This is a genomic window from Pseudomonas sp. SYWMCR5 (assembly GCF_057197165.1).
In genome coordinates this window covers 1-18,283 of sequence record NZ_JBXUNH010000014.1, presented here as the reverse complement: position 1 = coordinate 18,283, position 18,283 = coordinate 1, and the positions used below count along the sequence as shown (strand labels likewise).

Annotated in this window: 17 protein-coding genes and 1 tRNA gene; 10 read left to right on the top strand and 8 right to left on the bottom strand. The window is 63.5% G+C overall.

Annotated features, from left to right (window positions below):
* Positions 1–89: 89 nt before the first annotated feature.
* Positions 90–647 (top strand): NAD(P)H nitroreductase, encoded by a 558-nt coding sequence (locus tag AC2CGW_RS24485; protein ID WP_186666839.1) that lies wholly within the window; start codon positions 90–92, stop codon positions 645–647.
* Between the two features lie 18 nt (positions 648–665).
* Here AC2CGW_RS24485 and AC2CGW_RS24480 read toward each other — a convergent pair whose 3' ends face one another.
* Both AC2CGW_RS24480 and AC2CGW_RS24475 read right to left on the bottom strand, forming a co-directional pair.
* Entirely contained in the window at positions 666–2,054 is a 1,389-nt protein-coding gene (locus AC2CGW_RS24480; protein ID WP_484574739.1) for a sensor histidine kinase, read from the bottom strand.
* Positions 2,055–2,066: 12 nt separating this feature from the next.
* Positions 2,067–2,483 carry a Spy/CpxP family protein refolding chaperone gene (locus tag AC2CGW_RS24475; protein ID WP_054893255.1) on the bottom strand — a complete coding sequence of 139 codons (417 nt, stop codon included), beginning with the start codon at positions 2,481–2,483 and terminating at the stop codon, positions 2,067–2,069.
* 145 nt (positions 2,484–2,628) lie between these two features.
* Here AC2CGW_RS24475 and AC2CGW_RS24470 point away from each other — a divergent pair, with 145 nt between their 5' ends.
* The gene (locus AC2CGW_RS24470) at positions 2,629–3,840 is read left to right on the top strand and encodes a winged helix-turn-helix domain-containing protein (RefSeq protein ID WP_186666836.1); all 1,212 of its coding nucleotides are present in this window, start codon (positions 2,629–2,631) and stop codon (positions 3,838–3,840) included.
* Here AC2CGW_RS24470 and AC2CGW_RS24465 read toward each other — a convergent pair.
* Positions 3,821–5,167, bottom strand: a complete 1,347-nt coding sequence (locus AC2CGW_RS24465) for a class II 3-deoxy-7-phosphoheptulonate synthase (protein ID WP_054893253.1) — start codon at positions 5,165–5,167, stop codon at positions 3,821–3,823. The genes AC2CGW_RS24470 and AC2CGW_RS24465 overlap by 20 nt on opposite strands.
* 118 nt (positions 5,168–5,285) lie before the next feature.
* Here AC2CGW_RS24465 and AC2CGW_RS24460 point away from each other — a divergent pair, with 118 nt between their 5' ends.
* Together AC2CGW_RS24460 and AC2CGW_RS24455 are read left to right on the top strand one after the other, a co-directional pair.
* A complete protein-coding gene (locus tag AC2CGW_RS24460; protein ID WP_186721203.1) occupies positions 5,286–6,041 on the top strand; it encodes a spermidine synthase in 756 nt (251 codons plus the stop codon).
* Between the two features lie 380 nt (positions 6,042–6,421).
* Positions 6,422–8,101 carry a DEAD/DEAH box helicase gene (locus tag AC2CGW_RS24455; protein ID WP_186666834.1) on the top strand — a complete coding sequence of 560 codons (1,680 nt, stop codon included), beginning with the start codon at positions 6,422–6,424 and terminating at the stop codon, positions 8,099–8,101.
* A 70-nt stretch (positions 8,102–8,171) separates the two neighbouring features.
* Here the strand turns inward: AC2CGW_RS24455 and AC2CGW_RS24450 are convergent, their stop codons facing one another.
* Positions 8,172–8,939 carry a DODA-type extradiol aromatic ring-opening family dioxygenase gene (locus tag AC2CGW_RS24450; RefSeq protein ID WP_186666833.1) on the bottom strand — a complete coding sequence of 256 codons (768 nt, stop codon included), beginning with the start codon at positions 8,937–8,939 and terminating at the stop codon, positions 8,172–8,174.
* 102 nt (positions 8,940–9,041) lie between these two features.
* On the opposite strand from AC2CGW_RS24450, the gene AC2CGW_RS24445 reads away from it, so the two are divergent.
* Complete coding sequence (locus AC2CGW_RS24445; protein WP_484574738.1) at positions 9,042–9,689, top strand: thiopurine S-methyltransferase; 648 nt, start codon at positions 9,042–9,044, stop codon at positions 9,687–9,689.
* 71 nt (positions 9,690–9,760) lie between these two features.
* Here the strand turns inward: AC2CGW_RS24445 and htpX are convergent, their stop codons facing one another.
* Both htpX and AC2CGW_RS24435 read right to left on the bottom strand, forming a co-directional pair.
* The gene (gene htpX / locus AC2CGW_RS24440) at positions 9,761–10,648 is read right to left on the bottom strand and encodes a protease HtpX (RefSeq protein ID WP_063543804.1); all 888 of its coding nucleotides are present in this window, start codon (positions 10,646–10,648) and stop codon (positions 9,761–9,763) included.
* Between the two features lie 227 nt (positions 10,649–10,875).
* Positions 10,876–12,087 (bottom strand): pyridoxal phosphate-dependent aminotransferase, encoded by a 1,212-nt coding sequence (locus AC2CGW_RS24435; RefSeq protein WP_186666831.1) that lies wholly within the window; start codon positions 12,085–12,087, stop codon positions 10,876–10,878.
* A 168-nt stretch (positions 12,088–12,255) separates the two neighbouring features.
* On the opposite strand from AC2CGW_RS24435, the gene msrB reads away from it, so the two are divergent.
* Positions 12,256–12,651: a peptide-methionine (R)-S-oxide reductase MsrB gene (msrB, locus tag AC2CGW_RS24430; RefSeq protein WP_186666830.1), complete on the top strand. Its 396-nt coding sequence runs from the start codon at positions 12,256–12,258 to the stop codon at positions 12,649–12,651.
* 13 nt (positions 12,652–12,664) lie between these two features.
* Positions 12,665–13,153 carry a glutathione peroxidase gene (locus tag AC2CGW_RS24425; RefSeq protein WP_186666829.1) on the top strand — a complete coding sequence of 163 codons (489 nt, stop codon included), beginning with the start codon at positions 12,665–12,667 and terminating at the stop codon, positions 13,151–13,153.
* Here AC2CGW_RS24425 and AC2CGW_RS24420 read toward each other — a convergent pair.
* Positions 13,143–15,455: a hybrid sensor histidine kinase/response regulator gene (locus AC2CGW_RS24420; protein WP_484574737.1), complete on the bottom strand. Its 2,313-nt coding sequence runs from the start codon at positions 15,453–15,455 to the stop codon at positions 13,143–13,145. The two genes, AC2CGW_RS24425 and AC2CGW_RS24420, sit on opposite strands and share 11 nt — an antisense overlap.
* A gap of 225 nt (positions 15,456–15,680) precedes the next feature.
* Between AC2CGW_RS24420 and AC2CGW_RS24415 the strand changes: the two genes are divergently transcribed.
* Both AC2CGW_RS24415 and AC2CGW_RS24410 read left to right on the top strand, forming a co-directional pair.
* The gene (locus tag AC2CGW_RS24415) at positions 15,681–16,571 is read left to right on the top strand and encodes an ATP-binding protein (protein ID WP_484574736.1); all 891 of its coding nucleotides are present in this window, start codon (positions 15,681–15,683) and stop codon (positions 16,569–16,571) included.
* The gene (locus AC2CGW_RS24410) at positions 16,568–17,050 is read left to right on the top strand and encodes a GAF domain-containing protein (RefSeq protein WP_186666826.1); all 483 of its coding nucleotides are present in this window, start codon (positions 16,568–16,570) and stop codon (positions 17,048–17,050) included. Before AC2CGW_RS24415 ends, AC2CGW_RS24410 begins: the two co-directional genes overlap by 4 nt.
* Before the next feature lie 52 nt (positions 17,051–17,102).
* Here the strand turns inward: AC2CGW_RS24410 and AC2CGW_RS24405 are convergent, their stop codons facing one another.
* Complete coding sequence (locus AC2CGW_RS24405) at positions 17,103–17,870, bottom strand: hypothetical protein (RefSeq protein ID WP_186666825.1); 768 nt, start codon at positions 17,868–17,870, stop codon at positions 17,103–17,105.
* 337 nt (positions 17,871–18,207) lie between these two features.
* Between AC2CGW_RS24405 and AC2CGW_RS24400 the strand changes: the two genes are divergently transcribed.
* Positions 18,208–18,283: transfer RNA gene (locus AC2CGW_RS24400), tRNA-Glu, on the top strand.

Sequence of the window (18,283 nt, the reverse complement as noted above, 5' to 3'; positions counted from 1 at the left end):
TTTTGATCGCGATCGCGGACAAGTCGGCTCCACATGTGCGCGAGGTCCTTTAGAATGGCGCCACATTTCTTCTGTCAGGAGGGTAGCCGATGGAGGCTCTCGACGCATTGCTCAACCGTGTTTCCGTACCACGCCTGACCGATCCGGCGCCCAATGCCGCCCAGCGCGAGGGTTTGTTCCAGGCCGCGCTGCGTGCACCGGACCACGGTCAGCTGCGCCCGTGGCGTTTTCTGACCATCGAAGGGCAGGGGCGCGAAAAGCTTGGCGAGCTGTTCGCCGAAGCTGTACAGGCCAAGGGGGACGCCAGCCAGGCGGCACTGGACAAGGCCCGGGCCATGCCGCTGCGCGCGCCCTTGCTGATCGTGGTCATTGCCCGTCTGCAGGATCACTTCAAGGTGCCGAAGTCGGAGCAGCGTCTGGCTGCCGGTTGTGCGGCCCATGGCATCCTCATCGCCGCCCATGCTCAGGGGATCGGCGCGGTGTGGCGCACTGGCGACATGGCCTTCGATGCCCATGTGAACAAGGGGCTGGGGCTGGCGGAGAACGAAGAGCTGATCGGATACCTGTACCTGGGCACGCCGGTCAATGAACCGCGCACCCCGCCGGTGCTGGAGACCGCCGAGTTCGTCAGCGCCTGGGGCGAGTGACCGCGTGGGCTTGCACGCTCAGGCAGTTGCCTGGGCCACCGGCAGTTCCAGCCGCGCGACAAAGCCCCCCAGCGGGTGATTCTCCAGCACCAGCGTCCCGCCATGTCGCTCGGCCGCGCGCCGGGCGATCGCCAGGCCAAGTCCGTGGCCCGGCGCGTCCTGTCCCGGCGCGCGGAAGAACGGCTCGCCCAACTGTGCAAGATGTTCTGGCGCCACCCCCGGCCCGTGGTCGCGCACGCTCAGCAGCAGGTGTTCCTGCTCGCGTCTGGCGCGGATCTCGATCGGCTGCCCCGCTGGGCTGAAGCGCAGCGCATTGCGCACCAGGTTGTCTACCGCACGCTCCAGCAGGGTCGGCCAGCCCTGCAGGGTCAGCCCGGGCTCGGCCTCCAGGCGTACTTCCTGTTCCGGCACGCTGAGCTGGGCATCCTTGCGCACGCTGCCGAGCAGTGCGTTGAGGTCGACAGGCTCGGCATGCGCCTGCTCGGCATCGACCCGGGCCAGCACCAGGATTTCGCTGATCAGGTCTTCCAGCCGGTCGCACTCGCGGGTCAGGCGTGGCCAGAGGGCCTGGCGCTGTTCGGGCTCGGCGCGTTCGGCCAGGGCCAGGGCGATGCGCAGGCGTGCCAGCGGCGAGCGCAGCTCGTGGGACACATCGCGCAGTAGCTGGCGCTGGCTGCCGATCAGGCTTTGCAGGCGGGCGCCCATCTTGTTGAAATCGTTGGCCAGTACGCCGAACTCGTCGCGGCGCACCGCCAGCCGCGCCAGGCTGTTCTGCTGGTAGCTGGTCTGGCCCAGGTCGTGCACCGCACCGCGCAGGCGGCTGAGAGGGCGGGTGATCGAGAGGGTCACCAGCAAGCTGAACAGGGTCAGCACCACCAAGGCGATTCCCAGGGCGCTGAGCGGCCAGATCAGGCTTTCACGGTGCCAGGCCATCAGCTCCGGGTGCGGGATACGGTAGATCAGCAGGTAGGTTTCGCCCGTGGTCGGGCTGGTGTATTCCTCGGTGAGGCGGCGCCAGGGCAGGCGCCGCTCGTCGTTGTGCTGGCGTCGCTCGAAGTCTTCGGCGCGACGCGGGAAGGTGCCGGGCACCACGGCGTCGCCGCTGTCGTCGAGCACCTGGACGTCGATCTTGTAGCGCTGCTTGCGGCGTTCCAGAAAGCGCTGCGATGCCTCCAGCCCTTCCTGTTCGTAGTGCTTTACCCAGCGGCTGGCCAAGGTGTTCAGGCCTGGGTGGCGGCTGAGAATCCAGGCGTCCTGGTTGAGCATGTGGCCGAGCAGGATCGACAGGCCCGCAACCAGGGCGATGGCCAGCCAGAAACTGGCCAGGATGCGCCAGAACAATGAACGCAAGACGAGTACCTCCCACACACGAGAAAGGCCCGGCCCGCATAAATGCGAGCCGGGCATCGGTCGGACAGCTTACTGGGCCTTGGCGGCTTTTTCAGCTTTCCAGGCCTGGAACTGCTGCCATTCAGCCTTGTCTGCGGCGCGTTTGCTCTGCAGTTCGTCGAACTGCTTCTGTTGCTCTGGTTTGAGCAGGGCACGGATCTGGCTCTGGGTCTTGTCGTGACCGGCCTTGATCTCGTCCTGCATGGCTTTCTGGTCCGCTGCCGGCAGCTTGGCCAGGTAGCGTTCGGTGACGTCGCGGCGCTGCTTCATCTGCTCGCCCATCAACTTGCCGATCTGCTGGCGCTGGTCGCGGGTCAGGTCGAGCTGCGCGAAAGGCGCATCACCGCGGTGATGCGGGCCGTCACCGCGTGGGCCGCCGTCTGGCATGGCCATGGCTACGGTCGGCAGGGCTGCGGCGAACATCAGAGCGATAAGGGTCTTGCGCATGGTGTTTCTCCTTTCTGAGGCCGGTGGTTACCGGATGAGCCCAGTCTAGGGAGATCAAGGTCAAGGGCGGTCAGTGCAGGGTAAAGGCTGGGTAAAGACTGCCTTGGCGCTACACTGTGACCCGACTTGCCGTGGAGCCCGTACCGTGACCTTCAGCCTTTCCCTCAAGCAGGCCCGACGCCTGGCCCTGTCCGCGCAGGGCTTCGGCAAGCCCCAGGCACCGACGCCGGCTGCTCTCAAGCGCATGCTGCAGCGCTTGGGCGTGGTGCAGATCGACTCGGTCAATGCGTTGGTGCGCTCGCACTACCTGCCGCTGTTCTCGCGCCTGGGCGACTACCCGGCCGAGTTGCTCGACCAGTTGGCCTGGGGCCGTGGGCGTCAGCGCCAGTTGTTCGAATATTGGGGGCATGAGGCGTCCTTGCTGCCCTTGTCGCTCTATCCGCTGATGCGTTGGCGCATGGCGCGAGCGCAGCAGGGCGAGGGTATCTACCGGCAGTTGGCGCAGTTCGGGCGTGAGCGTCAGGATGTCATTGCCCGCGTGCTGGCTGCGGTGCGCGACCAGGGCGCCCTGGGCGCCGGAAGCCTGTCGACCCGACAAGAGCGCGCCGGCCCATGGTGGGACTGGAGCGAGGAGAAGCATGCCCTGGAGTGGCTGTTTGCGGCCGGACAGGTCACCGTCGCCGGGCGCCGCGGGTTCGAGCGTCTGTACGATCTGCCGGAGCGGGTGCTGCCAGCGGCGATCCTCGATCAGCCCGAACTCCGTGACAGCGAGGCCCAGCAGGGGTTGCTGCTGCAAGCCGCCACGGCGTTGGGCGTGGCAACCGAGCAAGACCTGCGCGACTATTTCAGGCTCAGTCCCGCGCAGGCGCGGGCCGCCCTGGGCGAGTTGCTCGCTGACGGTCGCTTGCAGCAGTGCACGGTGCAGGGCTGGAAGCAGCCGGCCTACTGCGCCGGCACGCCTCGTATTCCGCGGCGTGTGGAGGCCAGCGCCTTGCTTTCGCCGTTCGACTCGCTGGTCTGGGAGCGCGCCCGTACCGAGCGGCTGTTCGACTTTCGCTACCGCCTGGAGATCTACACCCCGGCGCACAAGCGGGTGTATGGCTACTACGTGCTGCCGTTCCTGCACGACGGTCGTATCGCCGCGCGCCTGGACCTGCGTGCGGAACGGGCACGCGGCGAGCTGGCGGTGCATGCCGTGCATGAGGAAGTTCAGGGGCTGGATGAAGAGGGCTTCCAGGCCCTGGCCCGCAGCCTGGAGCGGCTGGCGGGCTGGCTGGGCCTGGAACGGGTGCGTCTGGATTGCGCGCGCGAGTCGGCAGGGCCGTTGCGTCAGGCCCTCAGCGACGCACCTGCTTGAGGGTTTCGGCGATCAGGAATGCCAGTTCCAGTGATTGATCGGCGTTCATCCGTGGGTCGCAATGGGTGTGATAGCGGTCCGACAGGCCATCTTCGGTGATCGGCCGGGCGCCGCCGATGCATTCGGTGACATTCTGCCCGGTCATCTCGATGTGGATACCCCCGGCGTGGCTGCCTTCGGCCTGGTGTACCTGGAAGAACTGCCGTACTTCGTCGAGGATCTGCGCGAAATCGCGGGTCTTGTAGCCGCTGCTGGCCTTGATGGTGTTGCCGTGCATCGGGTCGGAACTCCACAACACCTGGCGCCCCTCGCGCTCGACGGCGCGGATCAGCCCCGGCAGGTGATCGCCGACCTTGTTCGCTCCCATGCGCACGATCAGGTTCAGGCGGCCGGGGTCGTTGTCCGGGTTGAGCACGTCGATCAGGCGGATCAGATCCTCAGTGTTCATGCTCGGGCCGACCTTGACCCCGATCGGGTTGTGCACGCCCCGCAGGAACTCCACGTGGGCACCATCAAGCTGACGGGTGCGGTCGCCGATCCACAGCATGTGCGCCGAACAGTCGTAGTAGTCCCCAGTCAGGCTGTCGCGGCGTACGAAGGCTTCCTCATAGTTGAGCAGCAGCGCCTCGTGGGCCGTGAAGAAGCTGGTTTCACGCAGTTGCGGGGCGCTGTCCAGACCGCAGGCGCGCATGAAGGCGAGGGTCTCGTCGATGCGATCGGCAAGCTGATGGTACTTGTCGGCCAGTGCCGAGTTGGCGATGAAGTCCAGGTTCCATTTGTGCACCTGGTGCAGGTCGGCGAAGCCGCCTTGGGCGAACGCACGCAGCAGGTTGAGGCTGGCGGTGGCCTGGTGATATGCCTGCAGCAGGCGCTCCGGGTCGGGGACGCGGCTGGCGGCGTCGAAGCCGATACCATTGACGATGTCGCCACGGTAGGCGGGCAGGGTGACCTGGCCGATGGTTTCGTCGTTGGCCGAGCGCGGCTTGGCGAACTGCCCGGCCATGCGCCCGACCTTCACCACCGGGCAGCCAGCGGCGAAGGTCATGACGATGGCCATCTGCAGCAGCACCTTGAAGGTGTCGCGGATTTTCGCGGCGGAGAATTCGGCGAAGCTTTCGGCACAGTCGCCGCCCTGGAGCAGGAAGGCGCGGCCCTGGGTGACCTCGGCGAACTGGCGGCGCAACTCGCGGGCTTCCCCGGCAAATACCAGCGGCGGGTAGCTGGCCAGGGTCTGCTCGACCTTGAGCAGGTGAGCGGCGTCGGGGTAGGTCGGTTGTTGCTGGATCGGCAGGGCGCGCCAGCTGTCAGGGGTCCAGGGTCGGTTCATCACGGGCTCGATGTGGTCGGTTCAGGCGTACCTGTCATGGTATCAGTTGGCGGCGTGCTTGTTGCACCGCAGGCATTGGCGGACAATGCCGGTTTTTTGTGTGGGCAGGTGGCAAGCGATGGCGACGGAGCGGGAAGAGCGGCTGCTGGCCCGGGTGGAAGATGCCTACGGGGTCATCAGTGTGTACGAGGTCGAGGATTATCGCTTCCTTGAGTTCGGCGACGCCATCGAGCAGAGCTGTACCTTCACCGCCGACCCCAGTTGGCTGGAATACGACTACACCCGCGCGATGCTGGTCGGTGCGCTGTGCCATCCGCAGCCAGAGAGCGCGCTGTTCCTGGGGCTTGGGGCCGGTACCCTGACCCAGGCCTGCTTGAAGTTCCTGCCGCTGGAGGATGTCGAGGCCATCGAGCTGCGCCCGGACGTGCCGCGCCTGGCCATGCAATACATGGGGCTGGATGATGATCCGCGCTTGTACGTGCGCATTGGCGACGCTCTCGAACTGCTGCCCACGGCTGAGCAGGCCGACCTGATCTTCGTCGACCTCTATACCGATCATGGCCCGGGTGTCGGGCACCTGGCCTGGGGCTTTCTGGAGCGGTGCCAGCAGCAGCTCAATCCGGGGGGGTGGCTGGTGATCAACCAGTGGGCCGGCGACGATGGCCGGCCGCTGGGCGCGGCATTGTTGCGTGGGTTGTATCACCGGCATTACTGGGAGCTGCCGGTGAAAGAGGGCAACGTGATCCTGCTGGTGCCGGCGGATCTGGAGCAGGCACTGGATCTGGACGGGCTGCGCGCCCGCGCCGCTGCGCTGGCGGCGCAGTTGGGGTATTCACTGGAGTATCTGATCAAGGAAGTTCGACCGGCGAGCTGATCCGGCGTTGGTGATGCCTTCATTCGCGGGCAAGCCCGCTCCCACAAAAGTGTGCCGCGGAGCAAAAAAAGGAAACGATTCAGCAAGCTGCTCGATGATGGCCTGATACCATGCAGCACCCCAGAAAAAAATCTCACGGTACAGGGCGAATTCGTATATAGTACGCGCCGGTCTTTTAGCGGACCTCAAAATCAGGTGGTGCAAACCCTCCGAGTCCAGCTTCGGCTGCACGTCCGCTAGGCGGACCTTTCCCACGTAATTCTTTTTCAATCGTTTTCGCAAATCCCCGCCGCCAAAGCTGCCTGGGTGACTTTCGGGTCTTTCAAGGCATGTGCAGTTTTGGAGCATGGGTCTTTGCGGATGCACATAGAGGCAGACCCATGACCCAGGAAACCGGCGGATTCGCCGCTCTCGATCTTCATCCGAACATCGTTGCCGCCGTTCTGGCCACCGGCTATGAAGAGCCGTCGGCCATCCAGCAACAGTCGATCCCGATCATCCTCGCCGGTCATGACATGATCGGCCAGGCGCAGACTGGCACCGGCAAGACCGCTGCCTTCGCCCTGCCGATCCTCAACAAGATCGACGTGAGCAAGCGCGAACCGCAAGCCCTGATCCTGGCGCCAACCCGTGAGTTGGCGCTGCAAGTAGCCACCGCTTTCGAAACCTATGCCAAGCAGATGCCGGGCGTTAACGTGGTGGCTGTGTACGGTGGTGCCCCGATGGGCCCACAACTGCGTGCCATCCGTAACGGTGCGCAGATCGTCGTCGCCACCCCGGGCCGTCTGTGCGACCACCTGCGCCGTGACGAGAAAGTGCTCTCCACCGTTCAGTACCTGGTGCTCGACGAAGCCGACGAAATGCTCAAGCTGGGCTTCATGGACGACCTCGAAGTGATCTTCGACGCCATCCCTGCCACCCGCCAGACCGTGCTGTTCTCCGCAACCCTGCCGTCGTCGATCCGTTCGATCGCCGAGCGCCACCTGCGCGAGCCCAAGCACGTCAAGATCCAGAGCAAGACCCAGACCGTCACCGCGATCGAGCAGGCTCACCTGATGGTCCACGCCGACCAGAAGATCCCGGCCGTGCTGCGTCTGCTGGAGGTCGAGGAGTTCGACGCGCTGATCGCCTTCGTGCGCACCAAGCAAGCCACCCTGGACCTGGCCGCCGCGCTGGAAGCCAAGGGCTACAAGGCTGCCGCGCTGAACGGCGATATTGCCCAGAACCAGCGTGAGCGTGTCATCGACTCGCTCAAGGATGGTCGCCTGGACATCGTCGTCGCTACCGACGTCGCCGCCCGTGGCCTGGACGTACCGCGCATCACCCACGTGTTCAACGTGGACATGCCATACGATCCGGAATCCTACGTGCACCGTATCGGCCGTACCGGTCGTGCCGGTCGCGATGGTCGCGCACTGCTGCTGGTGACGCCGCGTGAGCGCCGCATGCTGCAGGTAATCGAGCGCGTCACCGGGCAGAAGGTTGCCGAAGCTCGTCTGCCTGGCCCACAGGCCGTGCTGGATGCGCGCATCAAGAAGCTGACCGCAAGCCTCGCGCCGCTGGTTGCCGAAGCTGAGGCCACCCATGGCGAGCTGTTCGACCGCCTGACCGCCGATCTGGGCTGCTCGGCCCGTGCGCTGTCTGCTGCGTTGCTGCGCAAGGCCACCAATGGCCAGTCGCTTGACCTGGCTGCTGTCGAGCGCGAGCAACCGCTGGTGCCGACCTACACGCCGCGTGAGCGTACCGGCGAGCGCAGTGACCGTGGTGAGCGCAGCGAGCGCGGTGATCGCGAGCGTCGTGCGCCGATGCCGCTGGCCGAAGGCCGCGTGCGTTGCCGTACTGCCCTGGGTGCCCGTGATGGTATCGCCGCCAAGAACCTGTTGGGTGCGATCCTCAATGAAGGCGGCCTGGCCCGTGATGCTATCGGTCGCATCCAGGTGCGCGACAGCTTCAGCCTGGTCGAGCTGCCGGAAGAAGGCCTGGAGCGTCTGCTGTCCAAGCTCAAGGATACCCGCGTGGCCGGCAAGCAACTGAAGCTGCGCCGCTATCGCGAGGACTAAGTCCTGCTGCAATGAAAAATCCCCGGCCTTGCCGGGGATTTTTTTTGCCTGTCAATTGAGGTCTGTGGAGTCAGTCGAACCTGTAGATATCCATTCCCAGTGCTCCCATCGTGAAGCCCTGGTGGACGATCCCGAACCTGTCGCCTGCACCCATGGCAAAGAACAATGGCAGGAGATGCTCATCACTCGGGTGGTTGCGCACCGCGTAGGGAGCCTGCTGTCGATAGTCTTCCAGGGCGGCCGTATCCTCTGCCTTCAATTGCTCGACCACCCAGTCGCGGAACGCCCGTGCCCAGGGCTCGATGGCGTCTGGGCCGGCGTGCCAGTCCAGTTCGCCCAGGTTGTGGGTGATGCTGCCGGAACCGACCAGCAGTATCCCTTGGGCGCGCAATCCGGCCAGTGCCTTGCCAACCTGCAGCTGCAGGGCTGGGCCCTGGCGGCTGGGCAGCGACACCTGGATTACCGGGATGCCAGCATCCGGGTACATGAGCGACAGTGGCACCCAGGTGCCGTGGTCGAAGGGGCGTTGTGCATCGAGCTGGGCGGACAGGCCGGCGTCACTGAGCAAGCCTGCTACCTCGCGCGCCAGTTCGGGGGCGCCAGGTGCTGGATACTGCACGGCATACAGCGCAGCGGGGAAGCCGCCGAAGTCGTGCCAGGTCTGTGGCTGCGCGCCACTCATCACCTGCAGTTCCTGGCTTTCCCAGTGCGCGGACACCACCACGATCGCCTTCGGCCGTGGCAGGCCTGCCGCCAGGCTGGCCAGTGCGGGGCCGCTGGCGCCGGGTTGCAGGGCAAGCATGGGGGAGCCATGGGAAATGAACAGGCTAGGCAGCATGGCAGGGTCCTGAGCGGTTAAGATGCCGCCATCTTCGATCAGTTACAGATCGATATCCAATATAAGTTTTGCAAGTTATCTATCGAAGTATTCGGAGGAATCATGGAGCCAGCGTTCTGGCACAAGCGGTGGGCGGACAATCAGATCGGCTTTCACCAGTCGCAGGTGAACCCGTACCTGCAGGCGCACTGGCCAAAGCTGGAATCCGGCAGCCAGGTGCTGGTGCCTTTGTGCGGCAAGAGCCTGGATGTCATCTGGTTGGCGGGGCAGGGGTATCGCGTGCTGGGGGTGGAATTGTCGCAACGTGCGGTGGCGGATTTCTTCCTGGAGCACAAACTCGAGCCCGAGGTGTCACAGCATGGGGCCTTCGAGGTCTGGCGCAGCGGCCTGGTGGAGTTGTGGTGTGGTGACTTCTTCGCCTTGCAGGCGGAGGATCTGGCACAGTGCGCGGGGCTCTATGATCGCGCTGCGGTGATTGCATTGCCGCAGGCTCTGCGTACCCGTTACTTTGCGTTGCTGTCTGACTACCTGCCGACGGCTTGCCAGGGGCTGATGGTCACCTTGGATTACGATCAGTCGCGTCTGGACGGGCCGCCGTTCTCGGTGCCGGATGACGAAGTCCGGCGCGGGCTTGCTGGATGGCAAGAAGTGGCCGAGTTGCAGGCGCCGGACATTATCGAGGACAGCCCTAAATTCCAGAAAGCGGGAGTCGGCAGCCTGGTGGAACGGGTGTATCGGTTGCAGCGTTGATCGGCCTTCTGGCCAGAAGACGTGCAAAGAAAAGGGCGACCTGAGTCGCCCTTTCCATTTACCGCGTTGAATCAGCCGCGACGACGCAGTGCATCGATACGGTCTTCCAGCGGCGGGTGGCTCATCAGCAGGCCGGCGAGGCCCTGCTTGAGGCCGCCGTTGATGCCGAAGGCCTTCATCGTATCGGGCATGTGCACTGGCATACCTTGTTCCGAACGCAGGCGCTGCAGTGCGGCAATCATCGCGCCAGTACCTGCCAGGCGGGCACCGGCTTCGTCGGCGCGGTATTCGCGGCGACGCGAGAACCACATGACGATGATGCTGGCCAGGATGCCCAGGATCAGTTCGGCGACGATGGTCGCGACGTAATAAGCGATGCCCTGGCCTTCTTCGTTCTTGAAGATCACCTTGTCGACGAAGTTGCCGATGATACGCGCGAAGAACATCACGAAGGTGTTCACCACGCCCTGGACCAGTGCCAGGGTGACCATGTCGCCATTGGCGACGTGGCCGATCTCGTGGGCCAGTACCGCGCGTACCTCGTCCCGCGAGAAGCGTTCGAGCAGGCCCTGCGAAACGGCGACCAGTGCGTCGTTGCGGTTCCAGCCAGTGGCGAAGGCGTTCGCCTCGTAGGCGGGGAACACGCCCACTTCCGGCATCTTGATACCCGCCTCGCGGGACAGCTCCTCGACCGTCTGCAGCAGCCACTGTTCGTGGTGGGTGCGCGGCTGGGTGATGATCTGGGTGCCGGTGGTCATCTTCGCCATCCACTTGGAGATGAACAGCGAAACCAGCGAGCCAGCAAACCCGAACACGGCGCAGAAGACCAGCAGGCGGCTCAGGTCCAGGTCGACGCCGTTGGCGGCCATGAACCCGTTGAAACCGAACAGGCTGAGGGTAATGCTTGCAACCAGCACCACCGCAAGGTTGGTGGCTACAAACAACAGAATGCGCATCATGGTTGTTACGTTCTCCTGACGGATGAAAATGTCGCTCTACTGCGGGGTATATAAGGTGGCGGCCGAGGCGATTCAACTGGCCGACTATTTCAAACTGTGTATCGCGAAGTATGACAGAGATGCGGCGGATCGCCGGGGGATAGACCGTTGCAGGATGTAAGAATTCATCCGTGGGGCGGAGGGCGTCGTGCCAACATGGCTGGTTGGCACGACAAGGCCTTGATCGCTTACTGCGAGTAGGTGCGCAGGAAGTTGCCGATACGGCCGATGGCTTGCTCCAGGTCATCCACCCGCGGCAGGGTGACCACGCGGAAGTGATCCGGCCACGGCCAGTTGAACGCCGTGCCCTGGACGATCAGCAGTTTCTCCGACAGCAGCAGGTCGAGGACGAACTTCTCGTCGTTGTGGATCGGGCAGACCTTCGGGTCGATTTTCGGGAACGCGTACAGGGCACCCATTGGCTTGACACAGCTGACGCCGGGGATGGCGTTGAGCAACTCGTAGGTGCGGTTGCGCTGTTCGAGCAGGCGGCCCGGCGGCAATACCAGGTCGTTGATGCTCTGGTAGCCGCCCAGCGCGGTCTGGATGGCGTGCTGTGCGGGCACGTTGGCACACAGGCGCATGTTGGCCAGCATGTCGATGCCTTCGATGTAGCTCTGCGCGTGGTGCTTGGGCCCGGAAATGATCAGCCAGCCGGAGCGGAAACCTGCGACCCGGTAGGACTTGGACAGGCCGTTGAAGGTCAGGCACAGCACATCCGGAGCGAGCGAGGCGGTGCTGATGTGTACGGCTTCGTCGTAGAGGATCTTGTCGTAGATCTCGTCGGAGAACACCACCAGGTTGTGCTGGCGGGCCAGCTCCAGCATGCCGAGCAGCAGCTCCCTGGAGTACACCGCGCCGGTCGGGTTGTTCGGGTTGATGATCACCAGGGCCTTGGTGTTCGGAGTGATCTTGGCCTTGATGTCGTCAAGATCCGGGAACCAGTCGGCCTGCTCGTCGCACAGGTAGTGCACGGGCTTGCCGCCAGCCAGGCTCACTGCTGCGGTCCACAATGGGTAGTCGGGGGCCGGGATCAGCACCTCGTCACCGTTGTTGAGCAGCGCCTGCATCGACATCACGATCAGTTCGGAGACGCCGTTGCCCAGGTAGATGTCCTCGATGCCGACGCCTTCGATCTGCTTCTGCTGGCAGTACTGCATCACCGCCTTGCGCGCGCTGAACAGCCCTTTGGAGTCGCTGTAGCCCTGGGCGGTCGGCAGATTGCGGATCACGTCCTGGAGGATTTCGTCCGGCGCTTCGAAACCAAAGGGCGCCGGGTTGCCGATGTTCAGCTTGAGGATGCGCTGGCCTTCCTCTTCCAGACGCTTGGCGTGCTTGAGCACCGGACCGCGAATGTCGTAGCAGACATTGGCGAGCTTGTTCGATTTGCTGAACTGCATGATGTGATCCCGAATGGATAAGTCGCGGGGCGCGGTCGTCAAAAGGTTTGAAAAGGACGGGGCGCGGGTGCCAGACTGATCGTCTGCGCACAAGCCAACTAATATACGTGCCACCCGCGCCAGGGAAAAGACGGCGCAGGGTGAAATTCAGCCTGCCGAGGTCCATCCATGCAAAAGATCGACAAAACACTTGAAGAATGGCGTGAGATGCTCGATCCCGCCCAATACCAGGTATGCCGCCTGAAGGGGACCGAGCGACCGTTCACGGGCAAATACAACAGTGAAAAGCGTGCCGGTGTCTATCACTGCATCTGTTGTGATCTGCCGCTGTTCGATTCGCAGACCAAGTTCGACTCCGGTTGCGGCTGGCCGAGCTTCTACGCGCCGATCGAGGAGAGTGCGATGATCGAGATCCGCGACACGTCCCACGGCATGATCCGCACCGAAGTCACCTGCGCCCAGTGCGACGCGCACCTGGGTCACGTGTTCCCGGACGGCCCGCCACCGACGGGGCTGCGCTACTGCATCAATTCGGTTTGCCTGGATTTCAAACCGCACGACTGAACGGAGATTCGACATGGCCGATGCGTTGCTGGACATTCCCTGCGTCACCCTCAAGGGCGAGCAGAAAACCCTGGGCGACTTCGCCGGCAAGGCGCTGCTGGTGGTCAACACCGCCAGCCAGTGCGGTTTCACGCCGCAGTACAAGGGGCTTGAGAAGCTGTGGCAGGACCATGCCGCCCAGGGCCTTGTCGTACTGGGCTTTCCGTGTAACCAGTTCGGCAAGCAGGAGCCGGGCGATGCGTCGGAAATCGCGCAGTTCTGTGAGCTCAACTTCGGCGTGAGCTTCCCGCTGTTTCGCAAGATCGAGGTGAACGGCCCTGGCGCCCACCCGCTGTTCGCCGAGCTGAAGAAGCGTGCGCCCGGCCTGCTGGGGACGCAGAAGATCAAGTGGAACTTCACCAAGTTCCTTGTCGATCCGTCCAGCGGCCAGGTCACGCGCTATGCACCGACCACCAAGCCGCAGGCGCTGGAAGCCGATATCGAGCGTCTGCTCAGCCGCTGACCGGCACCCAGTGGTCGATCAGGGCGAGTAGCTCTTCGCGGCGGAACGGCTTGGCCAGGTAGTCGTCCATGCCCGCAGCGCGACAGCGTTCGCGCTCTTCGGGCATGGCGTTGGCGGTCAGGGCGACGATTGGCAGGTCGGGCCAGCGCCCGCTCTGGCGGATGCGTCGGCTGGCCTCGTAGCCATTCATCACCGGCATGTTGCAGTCCATCAGTACCATGTCGAAGCCTTCGCGCTCGAGTATCTCCAGCGCTTCGGCACCATGGGCGGCAACCTGTACCTGGCAGCCGAGCTTGCCGAGCATGCCCTTGGCTACCAACTGGTTTACCGGGTTGTCTTCCACCAGAAGGATCTGCGCGCGCCGCTCCAGCAGGCGGCCGGCCTCGGTGGGTGCGGGGGTGGCATTCTCGCCTTGCAGGGTGCGACGCAGCATCTGGTACAGGGCATTGCGCGCCAGAGGGCGTGCCTGCTGGTGCAAAGGGGCCAATTGCGCGGTTTGCTCGCCGGGCAGGAAGTTGCCATAGGCCGTGACCAGCAGGATCGGTGCGCTGAGGCCGGGGCGCAGTTCGAACAGGTGCTCGGCATCGTCGGTGATGAGCAGGTCGATGGCCATGCCGTCGAGTCCACTGGTATCGTCGCGTCGCTGATAATCCAACCCCCAGCTTGGCAAAAGGCCGTGCAGTAGTTCAGCCAGGCCGCTTGAGGCATTGCTCAGTGCCACCACCTGACCCTTCAGCGGCGCAGGCGAGACCGCTTCGGTGTGGGTGGGCAGGGGCAGGTCGGCGCTGAAGCGGCTGCCGAAGCCGGTTTGCGAGTGAATATGCAGGTGCCCGTGCATGGCCTTGCACAGGTTGTGGGTGAGCGCCAGGCCCAAGCCGGTGCCGCCGTACTGGCGGGTGATGCCAGCGCCAGCCTGGGTGAAGGGCTGGAAGATGCGCACCTGGGCTTCCTCGGGGATTCCGATCCCGGTGTCGCACACTTCAAGGCGTACGCCGCCGACGATGCTCGAAAGGCGAACGTCGACGCGCCCGAAACGGGTGAACTTGAGCGCATTGGACAGCAGGTTGCTGACGATCTGGCGCACCCGTGTGGGGTCGCCGAGCACGCTGCTGGGAAAGTCCGGAGCGATCAGGCAGGTCAGCTCGACACTGGGCGCGGCGTTCTGCGACAGCAGATTGGCGGTGTCCTCGACCATTGCCCCCATGTCGAAAGGAATGCGTTCGAGCTCCAGTTGCCCGGCATCGAACTTGGACAGATCGAGGATATCGTTGAGCAGCTCGACCAGCACCTTGCCCGAGTCGTGGGCGATCGACAGCTGCTGGCGTTGCTCGGCGGTCAGCCCGCTGTCCAGGGCCAGGGCGATCATGCCGAGCATCCCGTTGAGCGGTGTGCGGATCTCGTGGCTCATGTTGGCCAGGAAGGCGGCGCGCGCCTGGGCCATGTCCAGGGCGCGGCGGCGGGCCTCTTCCAGTTCCTGGTTGGACTGGCTCAGCCGGTTGTTGCTGGCCTTGAGTTCTTCGGTACGGGCCGAGACGATGTCTTCCAGCTCGTTGAGGTATTGGGTGAGGCGGTTTTCGGCGTTGCGCCGCTGCTGGATTTCGGTGGCCATGCTGACGAACTGCTGGTTGGCGACTTTCACCAGTACCCCGATCTCATCGTGCTCATGACCGGTGGGGTAGTCCAGGCGCGTCTGTCCGGGTTGGCGTGGATCGCTGCCGCTCAGGGCGCCGATGACAGTGACCAGCGGTTTGGTCAGCATGATGTAGAACAGCCCCAGGAGAATACCGGTCAGCACCAGGCTGCGGGCGAAGCCGTTGAGCAGGGTGATGCCGGCGCGGTCGAGAAAGCGGCTGCCGAAGGCGTAGGTGTCGACATCCAGGTACAGGGTGCCGAGGTAATCGTCGGGCATGTGGGCGAGGAACAGGCGGTCCTTGAACTGGCGTTGCTCGCCGAACAGGAAGTCGCTGAGCGGCCGGTAGCTGTCTTCCTGGCGCGGGCGATGGACGTCGGCCAGCACCGTATCGTTGTTGTCGATCAGGCGCGCACGGATGATCGCTGGCGATTGCAGCAGCCCGCCGGTGAGCTCCTGAGCCAGCTCGGCGTCGATGTTGTAGGCGATGCGCGAGGCTGGGTCGTGGCTTATTTGCAGCAATGCCTGCACTTCGCGGTTGATGGACGCGTCTTCGCTGGCATAATCGATGCCGATCTGGATGAGACTGAGCAATGTTCCCAGGATGAAGCCGACTAGGACTGTCAACCGGGCTTGCTTGTATGACAGGCGATTGGTGAACTTGATATCCATGGTTCCCGAGCCGGTTCAACGCCCCTTGCGCTGCGCAAGCATAGCCGATCAGCCCCGGCTGCTGGCGGGTCTGTCTGTTGTTTCGAGCGATCCAATCAATGGGCCGGTGTGCGGCCATCGCGGGACGAGCCTGCTCCCACAACCTCTGTTGGCTCTGTAGGGGCAGTCTTGTCGCGCGATGGCGGCGCTCCGGCTCCTGAACCGGTCTTGATTAAGGAAACCTTCATGGACACCCGCCTCATTGCATTCCTGGAACACGCCGAATCCATACTGACCCGCCTCGAACCGCTGCTGCCGGCGCCCCGACCGCAGATCGACTGGTCGTCGACCCTCGCTGCGCGCTGGCAGCGTGATGGTCGCAGTGGCTACCTCATGCCGTTGGAAGTCAGCCTGGACATCCGACTCTCGGACCTGATCGGCGTCGATCAGCAACGTGAGCAACTGGGCCGCAACACCCATCAGTTCATCAATGGCATGCCCGCCAACCACGCTCTGCTGTGGGGCTCGCGGGGCACCGGCAAGTCGTCGCTGGTGCGTGCGCTGCTGGCCGAACATGCCAGCCAGGGCCTGCGCCTGATCGAGATCGAGCGCGATCATCTGGCCGACTTGCCGCGGGTGGTCGAGCAACTGCAAAAGCTCGAGCAACGCTTCATCCTGTTCTGCGACGACCTCTCGTTCGAGGCGGGAGAGGGCGACTACCGCGTGCTCAAGAGTGTGCTCGATGGTTCGCTCGAGCAGGCGCCGGACAACGTCCTGCTCTATGCCACCTCGAACCGCCGTCACCTGGTGCCCGAGAAGCAGAGCGACAACGAAAACTGGAAGATGGTCGATGGCGAGCTGCACCCCAACGAAGCGGTGGAAGACAAGATCGCCTTGTCTGACCGGTTTGGCTTGTGGTTGTCGTTCTACCCGTTCACCCAGGAGCATTTCCTCAACGTGGTCGAGCACTGGATCGGCCAACTGGCGCGACCGGCCGGGCTGGCCTGGCAGCGCACCGAAGAACTCGACATCCTCGCTGCGCGCTGGGCCACCGGCCGCGGCAACCGTAATGGCCGTTGTGCCTACCAGTTCGCCCGCTACTGGGTCGGACTGCAATTGCTGGAGCAGAACCAATGATCGACCTCAACGCCAGCGGCAAAGGCCTCGATGGCTATGACCTGCTGGCTGCGCAAGTACAGGCGTTGTTCGCCGACGAACGTGACTTCATCGCCAACGCCGCACAGTTCTCGGCATTTCTCTACCACCAGGTGGAAGACCTGAACTGGGCGGGTTTCTACCTCAACCGCAACGAAGAACTGGTGCTCGGGCCATTTCAGGGGCAGGTGGCGTGCGTGCGCATCGCATTCGGCAAGGGTGTGTGCGGCGCGGCCGCAGCCACGCGGCAGACCCAGCGGGTGGAAGATGTGCATGCATTCCCAGGTCACATCGCCTGTGACAGCGCGTCCAACAGCGAGCTGGTGATCCCGCTGGTAAAAGAGGGCAGGCTGATTGGCGTGCTCGACCTGGACAGTCCGAGCCTTGCGCGTTTCAGTGAGGCCGATCAGTGCGGGCTTGAACGCCTGGCGTCGATCTTCCTGGCGTTGAGCGACTGCTGAAAAACAAGAAGGGCCGCTTTTTGCGGCCCTTCTTGTATTCAACGGTTGTGGATCAGTCGTAGATCACCCGCTTTTTCCACGTCTCGTCTTCATCGGTTTTCAGGCCCTGGGTCAGCGCGTTCTGGTCATTTTCGGCCGGCTCCATCTGGTCCAGTACTTGCGCGTTGGCACGAGCGAGCAGTTTTTCCAGGTAGGTCAGCTGCTCTTCATATTGTTTCGGTTCCGGTTGTTTGCGCAGGTACTGCACGCCGCGTTCGAACGCCAGCCGCGCATGGCCTGGTTGATTCTGCTGCAACGCCTGCTGGCCGAGGTTATTGAAGAACTCGATGTGCAGTAGTACCAGGATGTGGCGAATTTCCCTGACCCAGTACTTGCCTTCGTTGGACTGCAGGAAGTTTTCCTGGGTAGCGCGCACGATCTGGTTGTGCAGCGACTCAAGCAGGAAGCGCACGTCCTTGGCTTTGACCTCGGTCTGAATCGGGCTCGGCGGGTTGTTGACCGGCAACTTGTCGCCCTTGGCAATCAATCCTTCGAGTTCGGTGATGCGCGCCTTGAAGTCGCCGTTGTGCTTGTCCAGCGCCAGCAGGCGCTGATTGAGGTTGAGCTCCAGGCGGGTCAGCAGCAGCTTGAGTGCCGGGGTCATCAGTTGGCCGGGGAAGGTTTCGGTGATCTCACCGCAGCGGCGCAAGCGTTCGGTCAGCTCGACTTTAAGGCGCGCGCGCTCGAGCTTGGCGTTTTCCACGACATTGTTGAGGTAGCCGATCACGATCAGCAACGCGATACCCGCCACGATGAGCAGGGTGATCAGAAGTGGTGTCACCGTTAACGCCTCATGAAGAAGTTTTGCATCATTGAGTGTAGTGAGTTCGCCAGGGGGCGAACAGTGCAGCCTGGCGGACAGGTCATACCCATGGGTGTCGGCGCAAGGTCGAAAATCTACAGTGCTGGCACTTTGATGCGAGCTTGCCGGGCTGGCGTCAGAAAAGCAACGCCAATCCCCGGGCGCATCATGCGCGACCTATGTACAGGGGCGGAAGTCGTTGATTTAAATAAATTTCCACAAAGGGGTTGACGGCTTGTCGAGGCATCCATAGAATGCGCGCCACTTGCAGCGTAAAGCACACAGCGAAACGCGGCATGCAGTGAAGTTGTAGTGTGTCCCCTTCGTCTAGTGGCCTAGGACACCGCCCTTTCACGGCGGTAACAGGGGTTCGAGTCCCCTAGGGGACGCCA